The organism is Enterococcus sp. M190262 (assembly GCF_005843965.1).
In the GTDB taxonomy this organism is placed as follows: Bacteria; Bacillota; Bacilli; order Lactobacillales; family Enterococcaceae; genus Enterococcus_D; species Enterococcus_D gallinarum.
Window position 1 is genome coordinate 1,353,302 of the sequence record NZ_CP040461.1, and the last position, 14,761, is coordinate 1,368,062.

Consider the following 14,761-nt stretch of genomic DNA (forward strand, 5'->3'; position numbering starts at 1 on the left):
ATTTTTTGTACTTATACATCAGATATCTTGCTGGCACTATAAATGCCATGGAAAAGATTTCTTCCCAAACTGCCGACACTTGAGGGATCATCTACTGGCAACAGTGGCATCTCTAGTTCTGGTAATCTAGTGATGTGACCATCCAAATAGTTCTGCAAACGCCATTGTGCCATCTCGGCACGTTTAGATAGAGCGCCGTAGCGAAGATCGATCACTTCAAACCCAAAGGGGCGGTTCCATTCAAACCACAGATCTCGATGAGATTGATGCAAGTATTGTAATTCCTGCTGATAGCGCTGAATCATCTCAAGGGCTTTTTGAAGGTTCTCGCGGTTTTTTTCATGATAGGCTTCTGAGATCCAGGGACTCAAAGAAGCTTTCAAAGCTAGTACCACCGCTAATTGGTGATAAAAGCGGAACATCCGTTGTGTGTCCTGTGTCCCCGTGACTGCGGCCAATCGTTGGGCCAGTTCCTCATAATGTTGGGTCAATGGCACCTCTCTGAATGTCTTTTCATAAAGGCCATAAAGAATATCTTGATAAAGCAATAATTTACTTGGATTTGATCCAGAAGGATTTTCGGCAGCAACACCGGGAGTTTGGTCAAAAAGATCCAGCAAAAGAAAATCTTCTGCTTGTGATCCATGAAATAGTTTCAAGTGATCTGTGACAATCTCCCGCGATGGCGTGGCATAAAACTGGGCCTCGCTAAATAATTGTAGACCTAACAAGCTGGCAATCATCGGGGTCTCTGCGCCGTCATCTCCCCATAAGGTAGCATAGACTTCAGTGATGCCATTTGCTTTGGCACTTCTTAATGCTTGCTCCATTGTAGCGATGGTTTTGCCATAATTGGGTGCCAGTCCATTCCATGTCCAAATACCGCCAGCAAATACTGTGGGTTGGTTTAGCTTTTTATGTTCAGCAAACAGTCGTTGATACGTTTGAAAATCATGATGATAATAATCCCAGTACACCATGTTGACCGCTGGAATTTGCTGAATGACTTCTGAAGGAATGACGACTGCTGGATCATAGTAATCGCCTGTTGGAGAACCGATCCGAAAGAACATGTCACTCCACATCATGGGTTCTAGCTGTAGCTGTTCACAGAGAGTGATGACGTGTTTTAAATGTTTAATCATGATGGCAAAGCGATCTTCTAAACCATTGTGTTCGAGGTAACGACCTTTTCCTAATTGGTGTGCTTCATCCATACCAATATGGATTTTATTTGTTTTGAAGCAGCTGCGAATGGAACGAAGAGCGGCTTCAAGAAAAATGTAAGTTTTGGGCTCACCAACTAGCAGAATGTCTTCCGTGTCACGTATCTCTTTGGCAAAATGCCACTTTAATGGATTTGTCAAATGAGCGAGTGTTTGGATCGCAGGAACTAATGTAACGCCTAATTGGTCAGCGTAATGGTCCAATTCCCGCAAGTCAGATTGACTGTATCTCCCTCGCAAATGACCAAAATAAGGATATTCAGGAATTTCGTAAGTATCTTCCATATATAGCATGAGACTGTTGAGCCCCATTTTACTGCTCAACAAAATGAAACGTTTCAACTGAGGCACTGTCAGTACTGCATTTCGAGATAAATCGATCATAGGACCGATTTGGTCAAATTGCGGAGTCTCTTCGTGGATAAAATCGATATCTGCTTGCATCCATAGAAGGAGCCCTCGAAATAAATGGGCTTTTTCCTGATAGTAAATCGTGGCTTTTTCTGTATTGGAAATGATTTTCAATGATCCTTTTCGGCGGATTAATTCAAGCGGTTTGCCGGTTTCTGATAGTGACAAGCCAAGTTCAGGAGCAACGATTTGAAAAAAAGCGGCGACGTCTTCGTTGGTGACAATCTTTATCTCCATGATTCACTCTCCTTTAGTAAAAAATCGTCAGTGTTCATTTGTTAGCAACTCTGTTTTTTGGATCGCTTGATAGGCGAACCAACTGATTGGCCAGAGAAGCAAAGGGATGAAGGCAATGAATAACAAAATCGGCAAAAAGGTAGCGGCGAATGTAACCAAAAACACACCTAAGATCATGGCAATCGTTTGTGGCACACTAACGATCATTAAAAGAGACGCATTCCTGAAATAGACCCAAAAAGGAAGATGGTAGCGGACAAAGACCGGCAGTAAATAAAAACTGATGAGCAAACCGCTGATAAAGAGTACCGTCAATCCGAAATGGAGAAAGGCATTTTGCAAGAATGTACTGGAAATCCGCAGCTCGATCCATAGCAGCAGCAAGATCGCCATTTGCAGCAAACCTAGTTGATTACTACGCCAAAAATTTTTGGCTGTTTGTTGTTTGAACCAACTATAAAGTTCGGCAGGCAGTGGTTTTTTTGCAAATAATTCAAAGAAATAGCGAATAACAGTAGCCGTCGCTGGAAAGAAGCCAAAAATGATTCCCCCCCGTAGGACAAAAAAGAACCACAAAAAATGCAATCGAATCACCATCAGCAAATAATCACCCAAACGGTAAGATAGATCAAATAACCCTCGTGATTGTTTCATGGACACACCTCTTTTAACTAATTGATAAAAAGTAGAACACTACTAGCCAAATAGTAGCAAGAAATGGACCTTTTAGAAAGCGTATTCAAAAAATTACATAGCCGAACTAGCTAATACATACACCCTCCTAAAGCTATCTTTTGAAAACATTCGATTGCGACGAGGAGCGCCAGCCCGCAGGAGCAAGTTTTCTAAATAAAGAGAAAAGTACAACGAGGAGCGCTAGCCCGCAGTTTTCTTACAAATGAGAAAGGCGAAATTGCTAAAGTGAACATGGCGTCTGATACCGTAAGCTAAAACTTCAATTGAAGTGGTATGTTTCTTAAAAAGAGTGCTCTTTTGTTACAAAAAAATAAAGTTTGACATAGCTGCTGAAACTACATATTGATAGCGCTTTATTTTCTCGTTAGATTAGTGGCGAAAGGGGTTGGATAAATTGACAACAATTCGTGGGGACATTGAGTCTGCGAAAAACAGTAAGCAGGATGATCGTTGGTACCCTGAGTCAGAGATGCTGGCGAAGCGTTTGGAATGGTTCCAAGATTTAAAATTTGGGGTAATTTTCCATTATGGCTTATACGCACAAGCGGGTATCGTTGAATCATGGCAACTATCAGAAAAAGATGAATGGGCAAGGGAAAATAAAGCTTATCGAGAAGATATCAACACATTGCGTCTTGATTATTGGCAACTGATCAAAGCGTTTGCACCGATAGAATTAGATACTGATCAGTGGGCTGAAACGTGTAAAAAAGCTGGCTTCAAGTATTGTTTGTTCACAACGAAACACCATGACGGCTTTAATCTCTTCAATACGCTGGGGTCAGAATTCAAAATTGGCGGTAAATTGAGTCCTTTTAAACGAGATATCCTAAAAGAAGTTTTTGCCTCGTTCCAACAAGCGGGTATTGCTACTGGGGCTTATTATTCTAAGGCGGACTGGTACTCACCGTTTTATTGGCTGGATGATGAAACGATCAAAGGGCGTCACGCAAGTTATGATCCATTAGAACAGCCGGAAATCTGGTCGCGGTATGTGGATTTTGTTCATCGACAAATTCATGAAATCACTGGCAACTATGGAAAAGTGGATTTGCTATGGCTAGATGCCGGCTGGTGCGGGCAGGGGAAAGAAGATTTGCAGATGGATCGCTTAGCGGAGATTGCCCGGCGAAACCAGCCAGAATTGATCATTGTTGATCGTATGATGGGCGGCAGACATGAGAATTATGTGACGCCAGAACGCAAGATTCCTTCTTTAGAAGAAATCCCAACAAAAGTTTGGGAGAGTAATATACCTATAGGCAATGACTGGGGCTATGTTCCCCATGACACCTTTAAAAGCAGCCAAGAGTTAGTCGATACATTAATCGATGTCGTCAGTAAAGGCGGAAACTTAATTTTAGGAGTGGGTCCAACACCAGAAGGAACTTTCACGAAAGAAGAGACCCAGCGCCTGCTTGAAGTGGGTGATTGGTTGGAACAATATGGGGAAGGCATTTACGAGACCCGAGCTAGACCAGAAGCGTGGACGGAGAATTGGCATCTTACCTATAGCAAAGATAAAAAAACACATTATGCCTTTCGCAGTATCACAACAAATTTGCAGCCGCGAATTTTTCTGAAGGAGATCCATGCAAATGAAAAATCCGTGATCACAGATTTAGCAACCAATCAATCACTGACGATTCATGGAACGGGTGAAAACGCCTATATTGCTTCATCAGAAGTGCATCAGCCCGAACTTGGAGCAGTTGGCATTCGCATTTCTACACATTGAAGAAAAAATACACATTGCTTTGAAAGCGAATTCATTTCATATTTAGTATACAAACCAAAAACACAAGGAGGAGTATGAATGGAAACAACAACGATCAGAGAGCCTGTGTCAGCATCAAAAAGTAAAATCAAAGAAATGAAGACTAAATTAAAAAAGAGTCGACAGTTATATTTGTTTGTCCTGCCTGCTTTTTTGATTATTCTGATTTTTTCTTATGGGCCGATGTATGGTGTGATCATCGCCTTTAAAGACTATATGCCTTCTTTGGGAATATTCGAAAGTCCTTGGGTAGGGTTCAAACATTTTCAACGCTTTTTTGATTCTTATTACTTCTGGGATCTAATGAAAAATACATTAGGTATCAGTTTGTACTCTTTGATCGTCGGATTTCCGCTACCGATCATCCTTGCACTGGCTTTGAATGAAATCAAGGATGGTCCATTCAAAAAAATTACCCAGACAGTCACGTATGCCCCAAACTTTATCGCAGTAGTGGTAATGGTCGGAATGGTTATTGCATTTCTGTCTCCTTCCACTGGGATCATCAATCACTTTCTAGATTTTATCGGCGTGGGAAGAATCAATTTTATGACTGAACCGCGGTGGTTCAAAACAATCTATGTATTATCAGGCGTCTGGCAAGGCACAGGTTGGGGATCGGTTATTTACTTGGCAGCATTGTCTGGAGTGGATACTCAGCTGCATGAAGCTGCCACCATCGATGGTGCTTCTCGGCTCCAAAGAGTTTGGTATATCAATATTCCAACGATAATGCCGACCATGGTGATTTTACTGATCATGAGTTTTGGTAGTTTGATGTCGGTGGGATTCGAAAAAATCATTTTGATGCAAAACCCATTGAATATGGAATCATCGAATGTCATTGCAACCTTCGTTTATCAGCAAGGGCTTTTAGATGCACAATATAGTTTTGCAGCAGCTGTTGGGTTATTCAACTCGTTGATCAATTCAATTCTCTTGATTTTAGTCAACGGGATTGCGAAACGGCTGAGCGATTCGAGTCTCTTATAGAAAGGTGGTATAGGAATGAAAACAACTTCATTAGTGAAAGATACACGTGCAGATAAAATCTTTTTGGTTTTTGTTTATTTCTTTTTAGCCATAGCATTACTAATCGTTCTCTATCCATTGATCTATATCGTTAGTGCGTCGATTTCAAATCCTCATTTAGTCAACTCGGGGGAAATGTGGTTATTGCCAAAAGGGGTCACCTTTGAAGGCTATCGAACTCTCTTAGGCAATAGCAGCATCTGGCGCGGCTACTTAAATACGATCTATTACACTGTTTTAGGAACATCCATCAATTTGTTGGTGACACTGCCTTGTGCTTATGCACTCTCCAGAGATGATTTTTATGGCAGAAGAGCTTTTACCAATTTCATGCTAGTGACAATGTTTCTTTCTGGGGGCTTGATCCCTAGCTATTTACTGATCCGCAGCTTAGGGATGTTGAATACGGTTTGGGCTTTGGTTATCCCAGGAGCTGTCTCTGTCTATAATGTGGTCGTTACGCGGACCTTTTTTCAAACGACGATCCCAAGAGAGATGGAAGAAGCGGCAATCGTGGATGGCTGCTCGGATTTTCGCTTATTCATGCAGATCGTACTGCCTTTATCTACGCCAATCATTGCAGTTATGGCACTTTTTTACGGGGGAGGACACTGGAACAGTTTCTTCAGCGCATTGATCTATCTGTCAGATAAATCCATGTATCCATTACAAATGATTTTACGGGAAATTTTGATTTTACAAGATATGTCATCAAATACTGTCAGCAATGTGACTTCCGAAATGGCCAGTATGTTATACAGCAAGCAACAGTTAGCAGAGGTCATCAAATACGGTGTCATGATCGTTTCATCATTACCGGTCATTATTGTCTATCCATTTTTGCAGAAATATTTTGTCAAAGGCATGATGGTAGGATCAATTAAAGGATAAAACATAGAGGAGGAAGAAGATGGGAATGAAAAAAATTTTAGGAGTAACAGGGGTGTTTTTGTGCAGTGCGCTTTTACTCAGTGGGTGCGGGAACACAAAAAAGGAAACAACAGGAGAAAATGAAGGGGTAGCCATCAATCATGACAGCCAATTTCCGATCATTAAAGAAGGCGAAGAACTGACGCTGAACATTATGGCGCCAGGAGTAGGTATGGCAGAATGGGAAGATATGCCGACGCTGCAGGATTATCAAGAAAAAACAGGAATCAAACTGACTTATACGACACCCCCTTCTGCTGACTTTAGTACCAAGTTGAACTTAGCATTTGCTTCAGGGGATCTGCCGGATATCGTTTATGGCGCAGGATCGAATTCGCTCACTTCTTCAATGGAGATCGATTATGGTTCCCAAGGAATTCTGCTGCCGTTAGAAGAATATATCACGCCGGAAATTATGCCTAATCTTTATGCATTGACCCAAGAAGATCCGTCCATCTTAAAATCGATCACCACACCAGATGGCCATATTTATTCATTGCCGATGATTTCGAGAAATGCGACATCTATTTGGTGGCAAGGTCCGATGTGGTACAACGGAACGTGGCTAGATAAGTTGAATGTCAAGGAACTGCCAAAGACAACGGATGAATTGTATGATTTGCTGACACGATTCAAGAACGAAGATCCCAATGGTAATGGCAAAGCCGATGAGATTCCTTTGACCGATGTCGATATGAATTCAACAAGGGTATGGCTGATGGCAGCTTTTGGGTTACGGACACGAGGCGTTCAAGTAGATGATGATGTGGTTTCTTATACACCAATCTCGGAAAACTATAAAGCATTCCTTGAGTATATGAACAAATTGTATAGTGAAGGTTTGTTGGATGCGGAAGTTTATGGCCAATCTGATGAACAGAAAAAAGCAAAAGGACAAAATGATCAGTTGGGCTTGTTCGCCGATTACTTCAGCTTCTTTACGACAGGCCGCAGCGAGATTGAAGCGATGAACGATGCCATGTTCCAACCATTGACTTCAAAATGGTCGCCAGAAGCAGTGATTCCAGGAAGTCCACGAATTTCTCGGGGCACCTTTGCCATCACAAATGTCAATCCATCGCCGGAAGCTTCGATGCGCTGGGTGGATTACTTCTATTCTGAAGAAGGTACGAAATATATCGAACAAGGACCTGAAGGCGTTCTTTGGGAGTACAAAGAAAATGCTGACGGCCAAAAAGTACGAGTTTATGCAGAAGGCATTGATACAGAAAATACAGAAGATGAACGTGGCAAGATCACACCAGCATACGGGTTGACAACACCGAACATTGTTATCGATACGACAGGTGAATATCAAATCTTGAAATCCGCGGATGAACAACCTGATACTCGTTTCAGTGACTGGGTGGCCAAAGAAACAGCAGATAAGATGGATGACATTGCGGAAGTGCCATTTCCATTACTTTATCTGACTGTAGAAGAAAATGATAAAGTGGCTGCTACGGCTACTGATTTGACAACGTATGTCGAACAAATGGAAGCCAAATTCATTACGGGTGTCGAGCCAATCAGTAATTGGGATAAATATGTTTCGACGATCGAGTCCATGGGGATCGATGACTACATTTCCGTTTACCAAACAGCATATGATCGTTGGAAAGAGAACTAGAGTCACGGCAATAGGAGAAGCGGGCTTGGACAATTTCTTGTCTACCCGCTTTTTTCCTCCTCAGAAACCGAGTAAAGGAGAGAATACAGCGTGCAGTTATTTGAATTTGAACGTATCCGTAAGATTTTATTTCAATTAAAGAATTACCGGATTCGCTATCAGGTGCCTGTTAATGACTTGCAGTTAAAGCAAGAAAACTGGGCACCTTATGTGCAAGGAACTTTTTTTGGAGAAAAGAATTGTTATTACACAATGAAAGGAACTTTTGAACTACCGGAAGACTGGAAAGAGATGTCGGTTGCTTTGCAAGTCTATTCTTCGCTCTCTGAATGGGACAATACGACAAATCCGCAAATGAAAGTGTCCTTGAATGGGAATTACATTCAGGCAATTGATGTCAACCATCGAGAAGTGCGGTTGGATCCCTCGGAGGTAACAGGAACAATAGCCTTACAGATCGATATTTTTTCGGGACGAGAAGAGAAGAAGTTTCCGCTTTACGTGAATCTATTGGCGATCGATCCTATTGTTGAGCAAGTCTGGTTTGATTTCTCGACGATTTTTGACAGTTGGCGTGCCATTAGGAAATTTGGTGGAGAAGAACAAATCTATCAAAGCTGTCTGTCACAAGCTGCCAATGCATTAGATTTTCGAGCCCCCTATACGCCGCGATTCTATGAAGGCCTCACAAACGCGCAAGAATGTCTGCAAGCGTGTTACAGCCAAGAGATTCGTCAAAAAGTGACCGCAGTCGGGCATACCCACATCGATCTGGCATGGCTTTGGACGGCACAGCAAGCGGTTGAAAAAGGAGAACGCAGTTTTCAGACCGTATTAAAATTGATGGATGAATACCCTGAATATACGTTTCTCCAAAGCCAACCCCAGTTATATCAAGCGATCAAAGAACAATATCCTGAGTTATATCAGGCAATCAAAGAGAAGATTAAATCTGGACGCTGGGAAGTAGAAGGTGCTATGTGGGTAGAAGCAGATTGCAACTTGACCTCCGGTGAATCATTGGTAAGGCAGATTTTATACGGCAAACGCTTTATCAAAGAAGAGTTTGATCATGAGAGTCAGATTTTGTGGCTGCCGGATGTTTTTGGCTATTCCGCCGCATTGCCACAGATCTTGCAAAAGACCAATACACCTTATTTCATGACAACTAAATTGTCTTGGAATCAATTCAATCAGATTCCTTATGATTCGTTTTACTGGCAAGGGATCGATGGCAGCAGAGTTTTGACCCACTTTATTACAACGATCAGTGAAGGCTACAGTCCAAGACCCTACTACACCACTTACAATGGGCTTTTAGACCCTTATACAGTCAAAGGCAGCTTTGAACGGTACCAACAAAAAGATCAGCATGATGAAATCTTGATTGCATACGGCTATGGAGACGGCGGCGGCGGACCTACTAGAGAGATGCTGGAGACAAAACAGCGGTTATCAAAACCACTCCCTCAGATGCCAGTGATCACTGGCGATCATGCGGGCAAATTTTTTGACCGATTAGCCGCAGCTTTTGCTCATTCAGAAGCCCCGGTCTGGTTTGGTGAACTCTATTTTGAGTACCATCGTGGGACACTGACCTCCATCGGTAAAAATAAGAAAGCCAACCGCAAAGGCGAATTTTTATTGCAAACTATTGAGAAGCTTTACAGTGCCTATCGAAGCGAAGCGTATCCGCAAGAGCTCCTTGAAAGGCTCTGGAAAAAATTGTTGTTCAATCAATTTCACGATATTTTGCCAGGAAGTTCGATTGGCGAAGTGTACCAGCAGACAGAAGAAGAGTATGCTGCTCTTTTTGAAGAAGGCGAGCAATTGATCCAGTCCCTCGTGGCAGGAGGAACCGCCAGTGATGCAAATCATCAGGTGGTCTATAATCCATTAGGCTTTACTCGTGATGCCGTAATCAAAGTTGATAGTCCGGCGATTCAAGAAGATTATCTGACACAGCGAACCGAAGATGGTTGTTTGCTGGTCAAAGTTCCGCAAGTCCCTAGCTTAGGTCTGCGGCCCCTAACGTTGAGGGAGACTATCTCAGAACCAGTAGAACAAGAGTGTGTTCCGCTGACTCGTCAACTGGAAACGACCGACTTTGTCGTAACATTTAACGCGGCATATGAAATGACTGCTCTTTTTGACAAAAGACACCAGCGAGAGGTCTTGCCAGCAGGAGAAGTGATGAATCAATTGATTGCCTATGAAGACTTACCGATGGATTATGATGCGTGGGATATAGACATCTACTACGATCGTAAAGCTTATCCAGTAGAGGATGTGACTGACGCATCAATCGTCGAGCGAGGCGAGATTCGTGACACGATCCGTATCAAACGGACGTTTGAGCAATCAACGATCATTCAGCTGATCCATTTCTATCATGGAACCGGCAGGATCGACTTTGAGACAACGGTCGATTGGCATCAGCATCATCTTTTATTGAAGGCGCAGTTGCCAATTGCCGTCAATACGCTAGATGCCACTTTCGATATCCAATTTGGGAATGTCAAGCGCGCCATCCACAAAAATACCACTTGGGATTTGGCACGTTTTGAGAGTTGTGGGCAAAAATGGGTCGACTTGTCTGAAGATGGTTATGGAGTCAGTGTGTTGACGGATTGTAAATACGGATTCAGCACAGCTTACCAAAAAATTGGTATCTCTCTTATCAAGTCGGCGACTGATCCCTATCCAGAAGCAGATCAAGGACTTCATTCGTTTACCTATTCTCTCTATGTTCATGAAGGTGACTGGAAGAAAGGTCAAACGATGGAAGAAGCGTTGGCACTCAATGTACCAGCATATGTATTGGCAGATTTTGATCAGCAGCAAGAGCAATCTTTTTTACAAGTGGATCACAATAATGTGCTGATCGATTCGGTCAAAAAGGCTGAAGAAGATGAAGCCATCGTGGTACGTTTGTATGAATACCACAATCGCAAAACGACATGCCGCTTGACCGCAGCTAAAAAAATCAAACGAGCAGTGCTAACGAATTTATTGGAAGAGGAACAGCAGGAGTTAGTGGTCACGGGCGTGTGCTACCAAGTGGTGATTCCTTTCAACCCTTATGAAATTCAAACGGTCAAGGTCTATTTTGACTAATCGGCACTTTTGATGATAGGAGTTTAAAATGATCGAAGAAATTGTAAAGAAGATGTCCCTAAAAGAAAAAATCGGCCAGTTGAATCAGCGATTGTATGGCTGGCAAGTTTATCAGAAAAAGGAAGGAAAACTTTATTTGACAGACTACTTCAAGTCGGAAGTTGCTCGCTTTGGCTCGATTGGCTGGATCTACGGCGTTTTCCGAGCAGATCCTTGGTCGGGCAAGGACGCAACAACGGGTCTCTCGGTGGAAGAATCACGGGAAGTCAGCCGGATGATTCAGGACTATTTAAAAGAACATACTCGTCTTGGAATCCCAGCTTTTTTGACAGAAGAATGTCCTCATGGTCATCAAGGATTAGCAGCAACAACACTGCCGGTCAATTTCAGTACAGGGGCTAGTTGGAATCCTGATCTTTATCAGAGCGTGCAGACGTTCGTGGCACAAGAGTTACGAGCTAAAGGGGCACAAGTTGGGCTGATCTCTACCTTGGATATCGTACGAGATCCTAGGTGGGGACGAACCGAGGAATGTTTCAGTGAAGATCCCTACTTAGCCAGTTGTTTTACGCAAGCTGCGGTCAAGGGAATGCAAGGGGAAATGGTTGGTCATGAACCGACAACCCATGTACTGGCCGTGTTAAAACATTTTGCAGCTCAAGGTTCAAGTATGGGCGGGCACAATGCAGGACCAGTCAATATTGGGGAGCAAGAATTGCGAGAGATTCATTTACCCGCTATGCTGGCGGGAATTCAGGCAGGGGCACTAGGGTGCATGGCTGCTTATAATGATTGGGATGGTGTCCCTTGTCACGCGAACCCTCGCTTACTTCAAGAGATTTTGCGAGAGGAAGCCGGCTTTGCAGGAGTTGTGATGGCAGATGGTTGTGCGTTGGACCGTTTAGCGGATTGGCTAGGAAACAAACCAGAAGCGGCAGCCCGGGCCATGAACAGCGGCGTAGACATCAGTTTATGGGACAATGTTTTCCCTCAGTTGGAAGCTGCTGTTGATCAAGGGTTGATTAAGCAAGAAACCATTGATCAATCCGTGATGCGCGTTCTGAAACTGAAAGAGCAGTTAGGACTTTTTGACGAACCGGTGCCTACGGTGTCCGTTCCGGATCAAAAGCAGTTTCAAGAAAGTGCAACTCGTTTAGCAGAAGAAGCCATCGTTTTGTTGAAAAATGAGCAGGTCTTACCGTTAAAGAAACAAAGACAAACAATTGCTGTTATTGGTCCTCATAGCAAAAACAGCTATCATCAGCTAGGGGACTATACTCCTTTCAAAGAACTGTCTGAGTGCCGCAATCTGTGGGAGGGGTTGCTGGAAATCAAGGGGACCGAAACCACTTTTATTCAAGCAGATGGCTGCGGCATCACAGAAGGAACCAAAGAGCAACTGACTGCCGCATGCCAAGCGGCAGCAACAGCGGATCAAATCATTTTAACGATTGGCGGCTCTAGTATTCGTGACTTTTCGACGGATTTTGATAAGAATGGAGCTGCCTTGCAAGGATCTGCGGAGATGACCAGTGGGGAAAATATCGATCTGGCGTCTTTGGCATTGCCAGAATGTCAAAAACGATTGATTACTGAATTGAAAAAATTTCAGAAACCCCTGATCGGTATTGTCATTGCTGGCCGTCCTCATCTGTTAAGTGAGGTCAGTGCCGCTTTTGATGCGTTGCTTTTTGCAGGTTATCCAGGGCAATTTGGCGGAAGTGCGCTAGCTCGGATTCTTTTTGGCGAAACGAATCCCAGTGGGAAACTAGCTGTTTCTATTCCAGATGAAAATGGGCAGCTGCCAGTTTATTACAACTACCGTGAGGCTGCTTTCCAGAGAGATTACACAGATTGTTCAGGAACCCCTCGTTATGGGTTTGGTTATGGTCTAAGCTATGCAGAATTTATGCTTAAGGGAATCCATGCGCAGTATGCTCCGCAAGCAATCCAAATTAATGGAACAATCGAGAATCTTTCGGCGATAGCAGGAGCTGAAGTGGTACAAGTGTACCTTCGCAATTACTCACAGCAGGTCTTACCGCGTGTGAAAGTGTTATGCGGTTTTCAAAAAGTCTTTTTGCCAGCCAAAAGCACCGTCGACTTTTCTCTAACAGTTTCTTATGAAACGTTGAAACGGTTGAACATTTCACCAAATGAATTGCCAGCTGATTTTATCATCCAAGTCGAAGCAGCCAATCAGAAACAAGTATTCACGAAGCCATTGAAACAAGAAGAAAATGGAAAAGGAGAGAAATCATGTTAAAATTCCCGGAAGGATTTTTATGGGGAGCAGCTGCTTCTGCTCCTCAAACGGAAGGCGCTGCGGCGATTGATGGCAAAAGCCCTTCAACTTGGGATAAATGGTTCGAATTGGAGCCAGACAAGTTCTATGATCACGTAGGACCTAGTGATACTTCGAATACCTACCGACACTTTCGAGAAGATGTGGCGCTGATGAAAGCCATGAATCTGAACTCTTATCGGACGTCAATTGCTTGGACACGACTAGTACCTGATGGAAAGACGGTCAACCCTCAAGCAGTCACCTTCTATCGTGCCTATTTTCAAGAAATGGTCGATCAAGGAATCGAACCTATCATCAATTTGTTCCATTTTGATATGCCGTGGTGGTTAATGGAAAGAGGTGGTTGGGAAGCCAGAGAATCGGTAGATTACTTTGCCGCTTACGCTCGTATCGCCTTTGAGCAATTTGGCGACATTGTCAAAAAATGGGCCACATTCAACGAACCTTTAGTTCATATTGAATGCGGATATATGGGGGATGCCCATTGGCCTAAAGTTCATAATTTTAAACGAGCGATCCAAGTAGGTTATCATACACTGTTAGCTCACGCAAAAGCAGTAGCTGCTTTTCGCGAACTTGCGATTCCTAACGGAGAGATAGCGATTATCTTAAATTTATCGCCCGTCTATCCGAAAAGCCCGCAGTCTGCTGATCTTGAAGCTGCTGAATGGGCAGACTTACTCTATATTCGCAGTTTTTTAGACTGTACAGTCCTCGGACGATTTCCAGAAAAATTAGTCGCGATGCTGAAAAAGTCAGGTCTTGCTCCTGTAACAGAGGAGGGGGACCGAGAACTTTTTGCCTTAAATACGGTGGACTTTATTGGTTGCAATTACTACCAGCCATTACGAGTTCAAGCCCCGATTGCGCCGAACGATCCAATCACAGGGCCGAGGGATCTTTTTCGAGGCTATGATTGGCCGGACAAAAAAATCAACCCTCATCGCGGTTGGGAAATCTTTCCGCAAGGTATTTATGACATTGCCATGCGTCTAAAGAATAGCTATGGCACGATTCCTTGGTATATTTCTGAAAATGGTATGGGGGTTTCTCAAGAAGAACGCTTCGCAACGCAAGAGGGGGAGATTAATGACACCTATCGCATCGAATTTGTAACAGATCATCTCAAAGAACTGCAGCGGGCGATCGAAGCAGGAGCCCCTTGCTTCGGTTATCATATGTGGACATTTATCGATTGTTGGAGTTGGCTGAATGCGTATAAAAATCGTTATGGGTATTATCGAGTAGATTTGACAGATGATACCCGAACACCAAAAGCGTCGAGCTTTTGGATGGCGCAAGTAGCAAAGGACAATGGGATCGATTCAGGGAATGGACCTGATTAGCCAACAAATAAAGCATGCTTCAGAGGGACGATTGGACCTCTGGAGCATGCT

Annotated in this window: 9 protein-coding genes; 7 read left to right on the forward strand and 2 right to left on the reverse strand. The window is 43.3% G+C overall.

From position 1 onward, the window contains the following. Positions 1-11: 11 nt before the first annotated feature. Both FE005_RS06395 and FE005_RS06400 read right to left on the reverse strand, forming a co-directional pair. Positions 12-1,874 (reverse strand): beta-N-acetylhexosaminidase, encoded by a 1,863-nt coding sequence (locus FE005_RS06395; RefSeq protein WP_138371480.1) that lies wholly within the window; start codon positions 1,872-1,874, stop codon positions 12-14. Positions 1,875-1,901: 27 nt separating this feature from the next. Next, positions 1,902-2,528 (reverse strand): YesL family protein, encoded by a 627-nt coding sequence (locus FE005_RS06400; RefSeq protein ID WP_138371481.1) that lies wholly within the window; start codon positions 2,526-2,528, stop codon positions 1,902-1,904. Positions 2,529-2,964: 436 nt separating this feature from the next. On the opposite strand from FE005_RS06400, the gene FE005_RS06405 reads away from it, so the two are divergent. The 7 genes from FE005_RS06405 to FE005_RS06435 all read left to right on the forward strand — a co-directional run bounded on the left by FE005_RS06405 (position 2,965) and on the right by FE005_RS06435 (position 14,710). Next, entirely contained in the window at positions 2,965-4,308 is a 1,344-nt protein-coding gene (locus FE005_RS06405) for an alpha-L-fucosidase (protein ID WP_138371482.1), read from the forward strand. Between the two features lie 78 nt (positions 4,309-4,386). Next, positions 4,387-5,340: a sugar ABC transporter permease gene (locus tag FE005_RS06410; protein ID WP_003128614.1), complete on the forward strand. Its 954-nt coding sequence runs from the start codon at positions 4,387-4,389 to the stop codon at positions 5,338-5,340. A gap of 15 nt (positions 5,341-5,355) precedes the next feature. Beyond that, complete coding sequence (locus FE005_RS06415) at positions 5,356-6,270, forward strand: carbohydrate ABC transporter permease (protein WP_138371483.1); 915 nt, start codon at positions 5,356-5,358, stop codon at positions 6,268-6,270. A gap of 19 nt (positions 6,271-6,289) precedes the next feature. Beyond that, positions 6,290-7,939, forward strand: a complete 1,650-nt coding sequence (locus FE005_RS06420) for an extracellular solute-binding protein (RefSeq protein WP_021149119.1) — start codon at positions 6,290-6,292, stop codon at positions 7,937-7,939. Positions 7,940-8,029: 90 nt separating this feature from the next. Then, positions 8,030-11,056: a glycoside hydrolase family 38 C-terminal domain-containing protein gene (locus FE005_RS06425; RefSeq protein WP_138371484.1), complete on the forward strand. Its 3,027-nt coding sequence runs from the start codon at positions 8,030-8,032 to the stop codon at positions 11,054-11,056. Positions 11,057-11,084: 28 nt separating this feature from the next. Beyond that, positions 11,085-13,322 (forward strand): glycoside hydrolase family 3 N-terminal domain-containing protein, encoded by a 2,238-nt coding sequence (locus FE005_RS06430; RefSeq protein ID WP_138371485.1) that lies wholly within the window; start codon positions 11,085-11,087, stop codon positions 13,320-13,322. Then, the gene (locus FE005_RS06435) at positions 13,316-14,710 is read left to right on the forward strand and encodes a glycoside hydrolase family 1 protein (protein ID WP_003128624.1); all 1,395 of its coding nucleotides are present in this window, start codon (positions 13,316-13,318) and stop codon (positions 14,708-14,710) included. The genes FE005_RS06430 and FE005_RS06435 overlap by 7 nt, the downstream gene beginning before the upstream one ends. Positions 14,711-14,761 lie beyond the last annotated feature (51 nt).